The following is a 15,216-nucleotide window of genomic DNA, read 5'->3' as shown; positions in this document are numbered from 1 at the left end:
CCCCGTCAGCGGCGGTCTTCCTGCCGGTCCCGTAGACCTCGAGCCAGTGCCGCAGGGTGCCGCGCACGATGCCGAGGTCCTCGGCGATGCCGCAGACCGTGGCGCCCGGGGTGGACTCGTACAAGTCGACGGCCTGACGACGGAACTCCTCGGAGTAGTCCTTCCTGGCCATGGTTCCTGGATCATCTCGCTTCCCCAGCAGATGCTGGATTCAGCGTGTCCAAGAACCGGGGTCAGGCCCCGTTGCAATGGCGGAGGTGGCTGAGCCGGCCGCCGAGGGTGTTGACTGGTGCCATGGCAATGTTCCCGGACGAGCGGGCCGCGGGTGTGTTGGCTGCTGTCGGCGGGACGCCGATGGTGGAGCTCCGACGTCTAGTGCCGAACTCGGGGGCGCGCGTCTTCGTGAAGTGGGAGCCAGCCAACCCGACCGGGTCGATGAAGGACCGGATGGCGGTCGAGGTGATCCGGGCGGCCGTGGCGGACGGTCGGCTGAAACCTGGCGGCACCGTCGTCGAGTACACCGCCGGGACTACAGGTATTTCCCTCGCCCTGGCCTGCGCAGCGCTGGGGTTCCGACTGCACGCGGTGTTCTCTGATGCGTTCAGTACGGAGAAGCGCAAGACCATGCTCGCGCTCGGCGCGGAGATCACCGACGAACCCAGCGACGGCGGCCGCATCACCGAGGAACTCATCAGGCGGATGATTGCCACCGCCGCGGAGATCAGCGAACGCCCCGGGCACTGGTGGTCAGACCAACTGAACAACCACGATGGCGTGCGCGGCTACCTTCCCCTCGGCGAAGAAATTTGGAGACAGACCAGCGGCCGCGTCGACGCGTTTGTGCACTCCGTGGGCACCGCCCACTCAATCCATGGCGCGCCGCGCGGGTTCGGCGAGACCGCGACGCCGGTCCGGGTGGTGGCGGTGGAGCCCGCTGAATCCGCCGTGCTGTCGGGCGCTCCCACCGGCGCGCACCGCATCGAAGGGATCGGCATCGGTTTCCTCCCGCCACTGTGGCAGCCGGAACTGGTGGACTCGATCGAGCAGGTTCGCAGCGACGACGCCCAGCAGATGGCCCGCTGGCTCGCGGCCGAGGAGGGAATCTTCGCCGGAACGTCGACCGGGGCCAATGTCATCGCTGCGCTGCGCGTCGCCGAGACACTGCCCCCCGGTGCCCACGTCGTGACCCTCGCCGTCGATTCGGGTCTTCGCTATCTCAGTACGGCGCCCTACGCCTGATCGACACGCTTGTATAAAGCTCGCAGCGTCTCGACGTCACCCGAGCACGTTGATGGCGATCGAGCGGGTCTGCTGCACGAATAGGTGACATCTTCACCCGTTCGTGCAGCAGACCCCTGAGCGCCGTCGAGTGGTCAGTCGACTCGGTCCCAGGTCGATGCGTCGCTTGCAGACATCTGCGTGGGCTCGGAGCTCAGCGGGTCAGCGGCTCCAGGTGCGAGCCGTCAAAGAAGCCTGAGCCGAGGTAGATCAGGGGGTCGACCTCGGCGCTCTGTGCGCTCACGACTCGTCCGAAGAAGACCGTGTGCGTCGAGGTGCGCACCCGCATGCTGATCTCCGCCTCGAGATACCCGCAGCTGTCCGAGATGATGGGGCTGCCACTGGGGCCGTCGTACCAATCGAGGCCAGCGAACTTGTCCGCGGACTTGGTTGCGAACCGCTGCGCGACGTCGAGCTGGTCGCGGCTGAGGAGGTTGACGGCGAAGTAGCTCGCGGAGAACAGCACGTCGTGCGTGGTGGAAGACTTCGCGACGCACACCAGGATCATGGCCGGGTCGACCGTGACGCTGCTGAAGGCGTTGAGCGCGAGGCCGCACGGCTGGTCCCCGTCCTTCGTGGTCACGATGGTCACGCCGGTGACGAACTTCCGGTGGAACCCCTTGATGTCCTCGAGGGTCGGCTCGGTCAGCTGGTGGATGTCCAGGGTCTCGGCCATCACGCCTCCCAGAGGTTCGCGACGCCGAGGCTGGAGAACAGGTCCGACTTGGACCAGGACTCCCACTCCTCGACGATTTCACCGTCGAGCACGCGCGAGAACGTCATGCCTTCGATGTCGACCTTCTTGTGGGTCACAGGTAGGTCGTAGAACGGTCCCTCGTGGGTCCCGGTGCAGCGCCAGTGCGTCGCCACCATGTCGCCGTCGACGAGCTGGTGCTCGGCGACGGTACGCAGGTCAGGGAAGGCCCTGCGGGCCTCGCGGATCGTCTGCTTGATGTGCTTCGCGTCCGTGTCGTCAGAACGGCCGTGCCGCACGTAGTTCGGCGCGAGGACGGAGTCGAGGGTGTCGACTTCTCCGCTGTTCCAGACATCGACGAGCGCGTAGTGCACCAACTTCGCGGCAGCGGAGCGGTACGACGCGCTCGCTCCTTCTTCGGGGGCGGTCATGATCATGGGCTTTCCTACTCGAATCGTGGGTTGAGAGCCGCTTCGTTGAGCGTCGGAGCCGGAAGTAGAAGGTGGCAATGGTGTGCGCTGCGCCGCTGCTGGCCGAGGTCGTCCGACCGGGGCGCCTGCGATGTCGAAGACGTGGAACCAGTTCCAAACTTGTGGTGCGAAGGTCCAGTCTACGCTATCCAGTCTCAATGTGAAGACAAGTTGCGAATTAGGGTCTTGCATACCCAACTAGTTGCGCATACAGTCCACCGCGACAATCTAGTGACCGACGTCACGTCAGCTGCAGTCCCAAGGAGACCCACGATGACGACGACCGCCGATGGCGTGAATCTGCAGATCCTCGAGACCGTCCGCGACTTCGTAACGGCTCCGCGCGGCGCATTCATCGGGGGGAACTCGCGTGCCCCTCAGGGCGACCTGATCGACACGCTCGACCCCTCGACGGGCCAAGTGATCACCCAAGTGTCAGAGTCTGGGCAGGAGGACGTCGACGCCGCCGTCGCAGCCGCCGGGAACGCCTTCCGCGGGGAGTGGGGTCACATGACGGCCGGACGCCGGGAAGTAGCGCTGCATCGGTTCGCCGACCTCATCGAGGCGCACGCCGCCGAGCTTGCCGCCTACGACGCCCTCGAGGGCGGCAAGCCGGTCTCGTATGTCGAAGCGGTCGACCTGCCGCTCGCGGTGGAGCAGTTCAGGTACTACGCCGGATGGCCGACCAAGCTCACCGGAGACGTGATCCCGGTCGACACCCCGCAATCGCACGTCTACACGCGTCGGGTGCCGCTGGGCGTGGTAGCGGCGATCACGCCGTGGAACTTCCCCCTTTGCCAGGCCGCGATCAAGATGGCGCCGGCACTCGCGGCCGGGAACGCCGTGGTCCTCAAGCCGTCAGAGCTCACGTCGCTCTCCTCGCTTCGCCTTGCCGAGCTCGCCTCCGAAGCCGGCCTCCCGGACGGGACCGTCAATGTCGTGACCGGCACCGGGCAGAAGACCGGTCACGCGCTTGTCTCTCACCGCGACGTCGCCAAGATCTCGTTCACCGGGTCCGAGCGCACCGGACGGGTGCTGGGGGCTGCCGCCGGCCAGAGCCTCAAGCACATCTCCCTTGAGCTCGGCGGCAAGAACCCCAACATCATCTTCGCGGACGCGGACCTGGCCAAGGCCGCCACGGCCGCCGCGGTGACGGCCTACTTCTACTCGGGCCAGGTCTGCTTCAGCGGGTCGCGTCTCATGGTGGAGCGCGGGGCCCTCGATGAGGTCATGGAGATCATCCAGACCTACGCCAAGACCCTCGTTCTTGGCGCCGGACTCGATCGGGACACCACCATGGGCCCGCTCGCATCCTCCCAGCACCGCGACAAGGTCGAGTCCTACCTCAACTCCGTGTCGGGCTCAGCCGTCGCATTCGGCGGTTCACGCGTCGACGGTCCGGGCTACTTCCTCGAGCCCACCGCGATCGTCGGGTCGGCCGACACCGACCAGGTGATCACCGACGAGATCTTCGGTCCCGTGCTCAACGTGCAGGTTTTCGACTCGACCGAGGAGCTGCTGACTCGGCTGGACCGGTCGCAGTTCGGTCTGACCGCCGGTGTGTGGACCAACGACGTGCGTAAGGCACACGCGGTCGCCCAGCAGCTGCAGTCCGGGCTGGTCTGGGTCAACACCTACGCCGACTACCACGCGGCCGCGCCCTTCGGCGGCTTCAAGAACTCCGGCATCGGCAAGGACTGCGGCTACGAGGGCCTGTCGAAGTACACCGACACTCAGACGATCTGGATGTCGCTCGCGTGACTGCCGTCGTCCTCGACCGGCCGTGGCCTGATCGCCTTGTAGTGCAGGGCGACGTAGAGCCACGACTCGACGCCGACGACTCCGTCCAGAGTGCGGATCTCGCCGTCGAGGATGGCGAGCAGGCCCTCGCCCGAGTCGGCGACAACCTCCGCGAGAACGTCGCAGCGGCCCGAGGTGATGGCCACGTAAGAAACGGACGAGAGGTGTGTGAGCGCTTCGGCGACATCTTGGGCACGGCCGTGCTCGCCCACCCGGATGGCCACCCAGCTTGTGAAGTGGTGGCCCAGCCGCAGCGGGTTCACGATGCACATGACCCGGACTGCCCCCGACTCCACCAGCTTGTTGTAACGGAACCGGATCTTCGCCTCGGAGACCTGCAGCGCGGGTGCGAGGTCACGAAGCGGAGCACGACCGTCCTTGGCCAGGTAAGAGATGATCGCTCGGTCCGTGTCATCCAGCGGTCGCGGTCGCACGCCGGCTGTGGGGTCCTGGACATGGGACAGGCGCGCCTGCTGGTAATGCAACCGCAGGTACGGGAGCACCTCGATGGATGCCACCCCGTCGACCGGCCGGATGCTCTCGGACACGACCGTGTGGAGAGCGGCCGGGGTCGTGCTCATCAGTTCCACCTGAACCGAGAACGGCCCCGTCGTCACCGTGACGTAGTCGACCTCTGGCAGCTTGGCGAGTTCGGCAGCCAGCTCGGTGGGCGGACGCGACCCGTCGGTCGTGATGAGGGCGAGCGCCATGCACCCGAACCCGAGAGTCGCAGGGTCGGTCACCGCGGCGATGGTGATGAACCGCTGCTCGACCAGGCGCGACACCCGACGACGAACCGTCTTCTCGGTCACGCCGACCCGACGCGCCACCTCCGCGAACGGCACCCGTCCGTCTCGCTGCAGCTCGTCGATCAGCGTCATGTCCAGATCGTCGATCTCCGTCGCGTCACTCGCTCCGAGCAGCACGCCAGAACTGTCGAGGTCGTCTTGGTCCCGCGAGCCGGCGCGCTGCGTCATGACCGGGAGCGTACGTGATCGCACTGACAGTCTCCGCTGGCTACAGCGCTTCCCGAACAGCACCTGACCTGGCACTGCCCAGGAACATCTCGACAACGAAAGGCACGAACCATGCGCGTAGGTCTGCTCCAAGAGGGTGACTTGACCGGAACGACCGTCGCCGACCGGTACCACCAGCTCATCGAGGAGGTGGCGCTGGCTGACCAGCTCGGCTTCTCGACCTGGGGAACCTCCGAGCAGCACTTCACGCCGCCGAGCTTCTCGGTCGCGGCCCCCGAAGTCCTGTACTCCGCCATTGCGATGCGCACCAACAGCATCAAGCTGCGCACCATGGCGTCGGTGATGCTCAAGTGGAATCACCCGATCCTGGTGGCCGAGCGACTCGCCACCCTGGACATCGTCTCTCGGGGGCGGGCCGAGGTCTGCACCGCCCGGTCGAACAACCTGACCACGCTGAACGCCTTCGGCGTTGACCCCTCCGAGACGCGACACCAGTGGGAGGACGGGATGGACGTCCTCATGAAGGCCATGGTCGACGAGAAGCTCGAGCACGACGGCCCGGTGTGGAAGATCCCGCCGGTCGAGGTCGTGCCCAAGCCATATACCAAGCCGCACCCGGCCGTCTCTGTCGCGGCGTCGAGCGTCGAGAGTCACGGGAACGCCGGCGCACGCGGCATCGGGTCGATCACGTTCGACAACTACTTCGGCTTCGACTACCTCCAGGACTGTCTCGACGCCTACCGCACAGCGTTCGACTCAGCAGACCTCTCGAAGGTCGCCGCACCCAACGACTACCGCGGCGTGTACGTCGCGACTGCCTACTGTGCCGAGGACCGGGACGAGGCACGACGTGTCGCGCACGACGTCGCCATGGCCTACTTCAAGTTCATCCTCGACCTCTACGTTCCGCTGTCGAAGAAGCCCGGGTACACCTACCTGGACACGCTCGAGAAGCTCATCGAGCACCAGGACGACCTCGACTGGCTGTGTGAGTACACGCCGTCGGTGATGATCGGGACCCCGCAGGACTTCATCGACCGCATCAAGCGCCTCGAGGCGATGGGCGTCGACGAGGTACTTCTACGCATCGACGGACTCGGACACGACAACATCAAGCGCTCCCTGGAGCTCATCGGCCACGAGGTCATCCCCTTCGTCAACCCGTCGGCTGCCAGGTAGCAGCCCTCACCCCCGGAGAGTCCCATCATGTCCCACAACCTCCCACTCGACCTGGAAAGCAGGTGCCAGGCCATCCTCGACGCGGAAGCCCAAGGTGTCCCGCTGACGAAGGCCGACTACGCCTGGTTTGCCTTCGCCACGATCCTCATCCCGGCGATCATGATCGTTGTCGGGGTGACGCGATGAGCTTCAACACCGACCTCGCCGAGTCGAACGGCTGGCCGCTGCTCCGCACCGAACGCGGCTTCGGCAAGGTGGCGATCTTTTTGGCCGCATTCTCGGCCGCCATGGCCACCTGGTGCTTCACCATCGGCGGCTTTGTCGCCTACTACCTGAGCGCCGCTCCCGGGACCTGGGCCATCCTGGCCGGCGCGCTGCTGGGCATCCTGATCGTCACCCTCGCGACCGTGCCCATGTGCTCGAAGTACGGCATCGACTCCGTCGTGGCCAGCCGTGCGCAACTCGGCACCCGCGGCTCGTACGTGTCGCTGATCCTGGTCTACTGCTCGGCGATGGGCTGGAGCACCATCCTGTTCATCTTCAAGGGACGAGCCATCGCGGAACTGCTCATCTCCTATGGGCTGATGGACCGCTCGCACTACAACCTGTGCGTCGCCATCGTCGGGGTGCTCGCGATCTTCCTGGTGCTCGACCTGATCCGGAAGGGGCCCGAGTACGTCCGCAGCAGGGGGCCCATCGTGGCGATCATGGTGGCCGTGATGAGCCTCGTCATCCTCGTCCTCCTCGTGCAGCGAACCGGCATCGACGGAGTCCTGTCGGCCGCCGCCGTGGCCCCCTACAGTGAAACGTCCGGGAACTGGGCGAGCGCCATCGAGGTCCTGATCGCCTCCAACCTCTCCTGGTGGGCCTATATCGGCACGATCGTCCGGACGAGCCCCAGCGCTCGGTCATCGCTGTGGCCCGTCGTCATCGGGTTCGGGCTCGGCGTTGGCCTCGGCTCACTGACCGGCCTCTACACCGGTGTCGCGGTGCCCGACTCGTTCGGCGACCCCACCCACTTCCTCGTCGACCAGGGCGGCGTCGTCATCGGCGTGACGCTGATGGTGTTCCTCCTGGTCGCGAACATCGGCACCGCGATGATGGGCATCTACGCGGCCAGCCTCGCGGTGAGGCAGTTGCCCAAGGCCGAGAAGCTCGGATGGAAGACCACCATCTTCATCGTCTCCATCCCCGCCATGATCATCGTTGCGCTCTTCGCACGCTCCGCCGACTCGTTCTTCTCCGTGTTCCTGGCCTTCCTCGGCGTCGCCTTCGCGCCGATCTGCGGAATCCAGATCGCAGACTGGTTCTTCCTCCGAGGGCAGCGGTACGACGTTCGGTCCCTCTACCTGCCGAACAAGGCCGGGAGGTACTACTACCTCGGAGGCTTCAACCCGGTCGGGTTCGTCAGCTTCGCAGCCGGCATTGCCACCTACATCTACCTCCTCGACCCGGTGACCTACGTATACCGGGCCCCGTTCCAATACGTGACTGCGTCGTTCCCGGCCGCGATCGTCGCCGGCATCGTCTACGTCGTCGGCGTGGCCCTCTTCCTGGCCCCGCGGGGCTTGGGCGGATACGGCCGAGGTGCTCATGACGCAGAGGATCCCGCACTCGGCTCCACCACCATCACGTCCGCGGCAACCGACCCGAACGAGGGGCAATCGCCCGTCACCATCGGAGCGGATGACTGACCTGAGGCGACGCCACGGTCACGTCATGGCGCCGCCGACTCTCCGTCCATTCTCTCGCTTACCTGAAAGGCAAGCCCGTGCATGACGTCATCGTGCTCTACAACCACCCCGAGTCCCCCGAGGAGTTCGACGCGCACTACCGCGGCGTCCACGCTCCGCTCGTCGATGCCTTGCCCGACCTTCGAGAGTTCGCCTGGGGAAAGCCGAGCGAGGAAGACGCCGCCTTCTACGTGGTCGCTCGTCTCACCTACGACTCGGCCCAACGGGCCGCCGACTCGCTCGCCTCGGAGGCGGGCCAACGGTCTGTGGAGGACCTCGCCAACTTCGCCGGCGCAGGCGTGACCGTGCTCAACGTCTCCCGAGACGCCTGAGCCGTGTCGACGTCAACCCTGATTCACTCCCAGCACCTGCTGACGCTGGGCGACGACGAGATCGACGGCCCCGGCGGGGTCGTCGTGCGCGACGCACGCATCGCACGAGTGGTCCGTGGCGACGTGGTCGCGCGGGTTGCTGACCAGTGCGACCACGTGATCGACATGGGGCCGCGCACCATCATGCCGGGCTTCGTCGATCCTCACGCTCACGCCGAGGTCGCGTCCATGGCGAGCTACCAGATGATCGACGTGCGCGTCCCCCGGTGCCCTGACATCGCGTCGTTGCTCGTCACGCTCCGTGAGCACCTCGATGAGGCGCGAGAGGGCTGGCTGGTGGCGCAGGCCAACCTCTTCTTCGACCAGAAGCTGGCCGACCGGCGCTTCCCGACCCGTGAAGAGCTCGACAGCGTCAGCACCGAGGTGGCCATCATCGTCCGTGCCGGCGGACACCTCAGCATCTTGAACAGCCGAGCACTCGAACTCGCCGGAGTCGACGAGAACTACCAATCCGTCGAGTACAGCGTGACCGGCAAGCCGTCGGTCGAGCGCGACGATGCCGGCCGGCCCACCGGCGTCATCACCGAGATGGACAAGCTGCTTCCCCTGCCGCAACCGAGCCCTTCGGAGGCGCGAGCCGCTCTCGAGTCCGGGATCCGCGAGCTGTTCACCAGCCGAGGTGTCACCACCATCGGGGAGATCTCCGAGAGCATCGACCGTGGTCTCCGCGTCTACGACGACGCGATCGCGGCCGGCCGCCTCCACGCCCGCATGCACATCTACCTGTGGACACCCGGGACGGTGAGCATCGACGAGGCCTGCGACCACGGCTCGTGGGCTGCTCTGAAGTCGCCGCCGGACCGGCTCAAGATCCAAGGCGTCAAGGCGTTCGCGGACGGCGGGTACTCCGCAGCGCGCGCAGCCCTGTCCCGTCCCTACGTGACCGGTGACGGGCACAACTGCGGTGAGATCGCCGTCTCGACCGACGAGCTCGTCGAGATGGCTCGTCGCACGCATGAGGTAGGTCTGCAGCTCGCCATTCACGCGAACGGCGACCACGCGCAGCTGCACGTCTGTGACGCACTCGCCAAGGCGGCGGTCGAGGGCGAGCCGCGCATCCGCATCGAACACGCCGGCAACTTCGTTCCCGATTACGAGCGGCTCGACGACGCGTGGCGACGGGCCAGCATCGTCCCTGTGCCGCAACCGGTCTTCATCCAGAACTTCGCCGAGTTCCTGCCCGACTACGTCGGCGAGTACGCACGCGACCTGCAGTTCCCCCTGCGACGCATGATCGACGACGGCTGGCCCGTGTCGGGCAGCTCGGACGTGTGGGTGGGGTCGGAGGTCGGCCAGACCAACCCGTTCGTCTCCATCGCGAGCTGTGTCGGCCGCAGGACGTTCCACGGGGAGCGACTGAACCCGGATCAGGCCACGACGGTGATCGAGGCGCTGCGGATGCACACCCTCGGCGGCGCATACGCGTTGGGCGAGGAGGCCAGCCGCGGCACCTTGGAGCCGGGCAAGTTCGCGGACCTGATCGCGATCGACCGCAATCCACTCACGACCGACCCCGACGACCTGGGGGAGATCGCTGTGGACTACGTCTTCCTCGGAGGCGACCTCGTCCTCGAGCGCACCTGAAGCTCGTGGTGAGCGCTCGTCAACGTCTGGGCTGCCGGCGTCCTCCAGGAACGGCACGACACCGACGCACCCACAGCCTCGAGGCCCCAGGAGCCTGGTGCGAGTCGATGAAGGCCTGGGTCAGCTGCTCGAGGGTCTCGTCGGTGTCTGCGGGGGAGAGGTCAGCGACGACGACTGGGTGAAGTCGAGGCGGTCGGACGCCACCGGAGCCTCCCTAGTGCGCGATCTTCAGGCCGACGACGCACCCGACGAGTCCGACCAGGAGAGCAATCTTGGTGATACTGACCGTCTCTTCCCCTATCGCCATGCTGAACGCGACGGTGAGCGCTGCGCCGATGCCGACCCAGATCGCGTACGAGGTGCCGACGGGCAAGGTCCGCATCGCGTAGGCCAGCCCCGCCATGCTCGCGGTCATGGCCGCGAGGAACAGCGCCGTCGGGGCGAGCCGGGTGAATCCTTCCGACCTGCCGAGGGCCACAGCCCACACGGCTTCCAGAGCTCCCGCGACAACCAGGACTACCCATGCCATGACTGACTCCTCATGGCCGTCTTGTCGCGTTCCGGGTACGGCTCCCTCGTCCGGCAGTCACTCTCGGACTGACGAGTCCAGCCTAGGTCAGGCCTGCTCGTGGGCGTACCTGAGAACACGGCCTCGACGATGGAGATGGCGTCGAGGCCGTGCAGCGCGTCGGCGTCCTCGACGCTGCTGGGCTGGCGGAACTCGGTCACCCCGAGGCAACGGATCTGGTCACCACGGGCGCCGGCGACGAACGCCAGCGTGTGCAGGTGACCGTCCTGAACGGACACTAGGGGCGCAGGGGCGTGCGTCGGGAGCAAGTCATAGTCACAGGTCAATTCTGAGGCATCGACCGGACTCGTCGATGGCGCCCGGGCGTGCGCGAACCATCTACTTTGATGATGGACGCGTCGCGCCTACGTACGTTCTCATGGGAGGCACGGCAAGCCCAGGATCTCGGAGGCGCCGATGCCGCGCAGACGCTGCAGCTGACCGTCCAGGACTTCACCTACATCCTCGGCGATCGACCGAGGACATGCACGGCGTTGCGCACCACGACCGCGGTCCTGTGAACGCTGAAGACGGTAGTCGCCACCGGAAGATCCACTCCTTGGGAAAGCACCCTATGTGGTCTCGACACCGATCGAACCCCTTGGCCGTCAGGTACCGGACGGCCCACCCGCCACCGCGCCGCACCGCCAACCGGCGACGGCGATTGGTGGCGTGCACCGCCGCTTGCGCGTTGCTGTCGGGGTTCCCACTGTCGCCGGCAACCGCGGCGGCGTGGGTGGCCACGGACACCGTTGCGGCTTCCGGCCTGGCCTCCTCGCTGGAGACCTGGGAAGCGACACCGGTCGACTATGACGGAGACGGCGACCAGGACGTGTGGATCGGCTACCACGACCAGGGTGGTCGCCTGTTCCGCAACGACGGTTCCGGGACCTACACCCGGGTGGCGTCGGCCGCGTGGCCCCGGGTGAACGCGGACGGCATGGTGCCGGATCGGCACTACTGCACCTGGGCCGACGTCGACCGCAACGGGCTGGTGGATGCCTACTGCTCGGCCGGGCGAGGCGGGCAGAACCTGGTCAAGACCGGCAAGGACAACGAGCTGTGGCTCCAGACCTCGGTGGGCGTGTTCCGTGAGGTGGGCACGGCGTGGGGTGTCGGCGACGTCTGCGGTCGCAGTCACTACGTGGCCTTCCTGAACGCCAACGGCGATGTCTATCCGGACCTGTTCGTAGGCAACGCCTCACCGCGGGCGGTGACCGGCGACCCCTGTGACAACTCCGCGAACGGACTGCCCAGCGAGCAGAGCAAGCTGTTCGTGAACCAAGCCGGGACCGGGCTCCGCGAGGCCAAGGGTGGGGGGATCAGCGGGTACGGCGGCACCCGCTGTGCCGAGGTGGCCGACGTCAACCGCGACGGATGGGACGACCTCCTGGTCTGTGGCGACACCGCCACCAAGCTCTACCGCAACAACCGAGGGACCGGGTTCACCGATGTGAGCGCGGCCAACGGCCTGACCGGGACCCACCTCGACGCCGACTTCGGCGACCTCGACCGCGACGGCGACCAGGACCTGGTCACCGCGGTGTGGGGCCGGTACGAGTACCGACTCAACAGCGCTGGCACGCTCGGTGCCCCGGTACGGGTCTTCACCGTCGCCAGCAGTGGCGGTAGCCGTGCGGTCGCCCTGGGTGACGCCGAGGGCGACGGCGACCTCGACGTCTACGGCCTCATCTCGAACGTGCCCGCTGCGACGAACCCCGACGACGTGCTCCTGCGCAACGACGCCTTGACCTTCATCCCCATCCCCGTGCCGCGCGCGGCGGGGGTGGGGGACGCGGTGGCGGCCCTGGACGGCAACCAGGACCGACGTGCTGAGTTCCTCGTCCTGAACGGTGTCGAGACCTCCGGACCCACGCAACGCATCGAGCTCCGCTTCCAGTGAGGTGACCGCCATGAATTGTGCACGCCACTCCCGGTCCGCCGCACTCGGAGCTCTCGCGATCGGCGTGGTCGCCCTGTCGTTGCTATGGCCTCGATGGCACCGCTCGCCGTGAGCGGCCCGCGCAGCGCCCGGCACACTGCCGCCACCGCTCCGAACTCCAGCGACACCAGAGCCGCTGCCGGTGCACCGAACATCTTCTTCTACAACCTCGACGACCTCCGAGACGCGTTCCCCGGTGCGATCGATCCTCTGCGGTTCATGCCCAAGACCCGCGCCTGGATGGCCGACGGCCGCCGCTACACCCGGATGTTCGTCGCCGACCCGTCGTGCTGCCCGTCCCGAGCGTCGCTCATGACCGGTCGGTACCCCCACAACAACGGCGTATTGGACCAGGCGGACGGCCCGTTGTTCGACGGGCCGCACTCGATGGCCTGCTACCTCCGCGCGGCGGGGTACACGACCTCGATCGCAGGGAAGTTCCTCACCACCTGGCCCAAGACCTCCCTGCCACCCTGCTTCGACCGCTCGACGATCATGTGGGGCGGGTACCGCGACGTAGCTGTCCGGGTCGAAGGGGCCGCTCGAACGTCGACCGGCTACTCGACCACCTATCTGGGCGACCGGGGTCGGGAATACATCAATGCCGCGCTCGCGACGCCGGGTCCCGCCCTGCCGCCGTTCCTGCTCTACGAAACCCCGCAGGCCCCGCACTGGGTGGCGATCACCAACCCCGACAACAGCGTGTCCCGATTGGCCGTTCCGGACACGCCGTACGCCTCAGCGGCGGTCGGCACCTGCTCCGGGGTCCCTGAGGCCGACCGGTCGGACAAGCCCGCCTACGTTCGCACGATGAACCACACAACGGCGCAAGGCCAGGCCATGTGCCAGAGCCAGATGCGCGCGATCATGAGCGCCGACGACGAGTTCGACAAGACCATGCAGCTGCTCAAGACCAAGGGGGTCCTGGACAACACCCTGGTCATTCTGTCCTCCGACAACGGCTACATGTGGGGCGAGCACGGACGGTGGGAGAAGTTCGTGCCCTACGAGCCCTCGATTCGGGTGCCCCTTCTGGTGCGGTGGCCGGGCCACATCGCTGCGGGAACCGACACGACCCGCACCGTCTCCTACTTGGACCTGCTTCCCACCATGCTCCAGGCTGCCGGCTTCACCCTGCCGGCCTCGGCACCCCGGCTCGATGGGGAGTCCCTGCTGCAGGCGAGCCGCCGCACCATGATGTACAGCGAGTACTACGTCGACGCCGCCAACCCCAACATCCCCTCCTGGCGGATGGTGCGGACCGCGTCGGCCAAGTACGTGCAGACCTACAACGCGCAAGGCGCCGTGATCTCCCGCGAGTACTACAACCTCACGACCGACCCAGCCGAGAACATCAACCTGCTGGGCGACACCTCCACCGCCAACGATCCACCCGCGACCACCATCACCACCATGACGAACCGGCTCAACGCCTTCGCCACCTGCTCCGGCACCGCCTGCGTGCAATAGACGCAACGTGCGCACGCCGCAGGGCCGTCGGACCACCGCCACCGGATGGCTACCCCGTTCACTTCGTCGCCCCAACCGGCGCGATCACGGAGCCGGCCTGGGGGAGTCGACGGCGCCATGACGATGTGACGATCGGGCGCCGGCACCCGGATCCGGGCAGTCGTCCGGGCTAGAACGTGCCGTGCTCTGTCACGGACTTGCCGCTTAACGCGGCGAAGAGCGCAAATCGAGGGCTGCGGAGTGTGGCGGAGTTCGCGACTCGAGTCAACACCGGTTCTTGTGTTGTAGCAGGAGTTGCCCTCTGCTGGGCCCTGCAGCGCATGCAACGAGCAGTGAGACGCGCAGCCGCCGGCGGATCCGGAGTCGAGCGGTTGCTCGGCCCGTCTCAGGGCGGGCCGAACACGTTCGCCCCACGTGCGTCGGCTCACCGACCTGAGACGGTCAGGTGTCGTCGGGTCCGCCAGCAACATGGCAACGTCCTCCGACTGGTCCAGTCGGAGGACATTGCTAGAAGCGGACTACCGCAGGATCGGCAGACGGCGCACCAGATGGGTCTTGGCCCAGGCCCGGCCCAGGCCCCAGGTATCGCCGGCCAGGGTGGCGGCGAGGACCACGACGGTGATCGCACCGAGGATGTGGTCGTCGATGACGGGGTTGTTCTCGAGAGGCAGCGAGGCCAGCCACATCAGCAGGTAGAGCACGGCGCCGCTGATGGCCGCGACCCTCATGCCGATGCCGAGGGTGAGCGCGAGTCCGATCCCGAGGAGACCGGCCATGAACAGCCAGTTGGTCCAGCCGTCACCGGCGATGCTGGTGAACGTTCCGTGGAACGGGTTGTCCTCGGGTACGCCGAACGACAGGAAGCCGAAGGTGGGGCTTCCCCCGTTGACCCACGCGTCGGGCCCGAAGTAGTCGACGTTGCCGGTCTCGGCGCTCTTGCCGGTGGCGAAGCCCAGGGCCAGCAGCTTGTCGAAGAATGCCCACAGGAAGGTGAGCCCGAAGCCGATGCGCAGGACGGCGAGTGCGCGGCGGGCGAGTCCATGGGTGACGAGGTCCTGTTCAACCAGGACGGGGGCGTGGGTGTGGTGCTGGACCGCGGTCATCTCAGTCTCCTTGTTCTCGGACCCTC

The 15,216-nt window shown here is 66.9% G+C and carries 15 protein-coding genes and 1 riboswitch; of the genes, 9 read left to right on the top strand and 6 right to left on the bottom strand.

Features of this window, described 5'->3' with window-relative positions:
• On the bottom strand, positions 1–172 hold a 172-nt coding region (locus ACYQ0U_RS21905; RefSeq protein WP_459976013.1), incomplete at its 3' end, for a transposase.
• Between the two features lie 122 nt (positions 173–294).
• Between ACYQ0U_RS21905 and ACYQ0U_RS21900 the strand changes: the two genes are divergently transcribed.
• The gene (locus ACYQ0U_RS21900; RefSeq protein WP_459976011.1) at positions 295–1,239 is read left to right on the top strand and encodes a PLP-dependent cysteine synthase family protein; all 945 of its coding nucleotides are present in this window, start codon (positions 295–297) and stop codon (positions 1,237–1,239) included.
• 193 nt (positions 1,240–1,432) lie between these two features.
• Here ACYQ0U_RS21900 and ACYQ0U_RS21895 read toward each other — a convergent pair whose 3' ends face one another.
• Positions 1,433–1,954, bottom strand: coding sequence for a flavin reductase family protein (locus ACYQ0U_RS21895; RefSeq protein ID WP_459976010.1), 522 nt, complete (start codon positions 1,952–1,954; stop codon positions 1,433–1,435).
• Complete coding sequence (locus ACYQ0U_RS21890; protein WP_459976009.1) at positions 1,954–2,409, bottom strand: ester cyclase; 456 nt, start codon at positions 2,407–2,409, stop codon at positions 1,954–1,956. Before ACYQ0U_RS21890 ends, ACYQ0U_RS21895 begins: the two co-directional genes overlap by 1 nt.
• Positions 2,410–2,715: 306 nt before the next feature.
• Here ACYQ0U_RS21890 and ACYQ0U_RS21885 point away from each other — a divergent pair, with 306 nt between their 5' ends.
• Positions 2,716–4,203, top strand: coding sequence for an aldehyde dehydrogenase family protein (locus ACYQ0U_RS21885; RefSeq protein ID WP_459976008.1), 1,488 nt, complete (start codon positions 2,716–2,718; stop codon positions 4,201–4,203).
• Here ACYQ0U_RS21885 and ACYQ0U_RS21880 read toward each other — a convergent pair.
• Entirely contained in the window at positions 4,176–5,219 is a 1,044-nt protein-coding gene (locus tag ACYQ0U_RS21880) for an Lrp/AsnC family transcriptional regulator (RefSeq protein WP_459976012.1), read from the bottom strand. The two genes, ACYQ0U_RS21885 and ACYQ0U_RS21880, sit on opposite strands and share 28 nt — an antisense overlap.
• Before the next feature lie 141 nt (positions 5,220–5,360).
• Here ACYQ0U_RS21880 and ACYQ0U_RS21875 point away from each other — a divergent pair, with 141 nt between their 5' ends.
• The 4 genes from ACYQ0U_RS21875 (at position 5,361) to ACYQ0U_RS21860 (ending at position 10,107) form a co-directional block, all read left to right on the top strand.
• Complete coding sequence (locus ACYQ0U_RS21875) at positions 5,361–6,398, top strand: LLM class flavin-dependent oxidoreductase (protein ID WP_459976007.1); 1,038 nt, start codon at positions 5,361–5,363, stop codon at positions 6,396–6,398.
• Positions 6,399–6,460: 62 nt separating this feature from the next.
• On the top strand, positions 6,461–8,092 hold the full coding sequence (locus ACYQ0U_RS21870) for a purine-cytosine permease family protein (RefSeq protein ID WP_459976006.1): 1,632 nt from the start codon (positions 6,461–6,463) through the stop codon (positions 8,090–8,092).
• A gap of 77 nt (positions 8,093–8,169) precedes the next feature.
• Positions 8,170–8,463: an EthD family reductase gene (locus tag ACYQ0U_RS21865; protein ID WP_459976005.1), complete on the top strand. Its 294-nt coding sequence runs from the start codon at positions 8,170–8,172 to the stop codon at positions 8,461–8,463.
• A gap of 3 nt (positions 8,464–8,466) precedes the next feature.
• Positions 8,467–10,107 carry an amidohydrolase gene (locus tag ACYQ0U_RS21860; protein ID WP_459976004.1) on the top strand — a complete coding sequence of 547 codons (1,641 nt, stop codon included), beginning with the start codon at positions 8,467–8,469 and terminating at the stop codon, positions 10,105–10,107.
• A gap of 214 nt (positions 10,108–10,321) precedes the next feature.
• Here ACYQ0U_RS21860 and ACYQ0U_RS21855 read toward each other — a convergent pair whose 3' ends face one another.
• A complete protein-coding gene (locus ACYQ0U_RS21855) occupies positions 10,322–10,636 on the bottom strand; it encodes a DMT family transporter (protein ID WP_459976003.1) in 315 nt (104 codons plus the stop codon).
• 11 nt (positions 10,637–10,647) lie between these two features.
• Positions 10,648–10,714, bottom strand: a riboswitch (guanidine-III (ykkC-III) riboswitch).
• Between the two features lie 71 nt (positions 10,715–10,785).
• On the opposite strand from ACYQ0U_RS21855, the gene ACYQ0U_RS21850 reads away from it, so the two are divergent.
• From ACYQ0U_RS21850 to ACYQ0U_RS21840, 3 genes are all read left to right on the top strand, one after another.
• Positions 10,786–10,917 (top strand): hypothetical protein, encoded by a 132-nt coding sequence (locus ACYQ0U_RS21850; RefSeq protein WP_459976002.1) that lies wholly within the window; start codon positions 10,786–10,788, stop codon positions 10,915–10,917.
• Between the two features lie 494 nt (positions 10,918–11,411).
• Positions 11,412–12,578 (top strand): FG-GAP repeat domain-containing protein, encoded by a 1,167-nt coding sequence (locus ACYQ0U_RS21845; RefSeq protein ID WP_459976001.1) that lies wholly within the window; start codon positions 11,412–11,414, stop codon positions 12,576–12,578.
• Positions 12,579–12,671: 93 nt separating this feature from the next.
• Positions 12,672–14,087 carry a sulfatase-like hydrolase/transferase gene (locus ACYQ0U_RS21840; RefSeq protein WP_459976000.1) on the top strand — a complete coding sequence of 472 codons (1,416 nt, stop codon included), beginning with the start codon at positions 12,672–12,674 and terminating at the stop codon, positions 14,085–14,087.
• A 518-nt stretch (positions 14,088–14,605) separates the two neighbouring features.
• On the opposite strand, the gene ACYQ0U_RS21835 is transcribed toward ACYQ0U_RS21840, so the two are convergent.
• Positions 14,606–15,216 (bottom strand): hypothetical protein (locus tag ACYQ0U_RS21835; RefSeq protein ID WP_459975999.1); only part of this gene is annotated, 611 nt, incomplete at its 5' end.

The sequence above is a fragment of the Nocardioides pyridinolyticus genome, from assembly GCF_054653575.1.
This window is presented reverse-complemented; position numbering and strand designations above follow the sequence as displayed.

Excerpts from the sequence above, each read along its gene's own strand:
- ACYQ0U_RS21890 (WP_459976009.1), bottom strand. The coding sequence starts at position 2,409 with ATGATCATGACCGCCCCCGAAGAAGGAGCGAGCGCGTCGTACCGCTCC.
- ACYQ0U_RS21855 (WP_459976003.1), bottom strand. The coding sequence starts at position 10,636 with ATGGCATGGGTAGTCCTGGTTGTCGCGGGAGCTCTGGAAGCCGTGTGG.
- ACYQ0U_RS21880 (WP_459976012.1), bottom strand. The coding sequence starts at position 5,219 with ATGACGCAGCGCGCCGGCTCGCGGGACCAAGACGACCTCGACAGTTCT.
- ACYQ0U_RS21900 (WP_459976011.1), top strand. The coding sequence starts at position 295 with ATGGCAATGTTCCCGGACGAGCGGGCCGCGGGTGTGTTGGCTGCTGTC.
- ACYQ0U_RS21840 (WP_459976000.1), top strand. The coding sequence starts at position 12,672 with ATGGCACCGCTCGCCGTGAGCGGCCCGCGCAGCGCCCGGCACACTGCC.
- ACYQ0U_RS21885 (WP_459976008.1), top strand. The coding sequence starts at position 2,716 with ATGACGACGACCGCCGATGGCGTGAATCTGCAGATCCTCGAGACCGTC.
- ACYQ0U_RS21895 (WP_459976010.1), bottom strand. The coding sequence starts at position 1,954 with ATGGCCGAGACCCTGGACATCCACCAGCTGACCGAGCCGACCCTCGAG.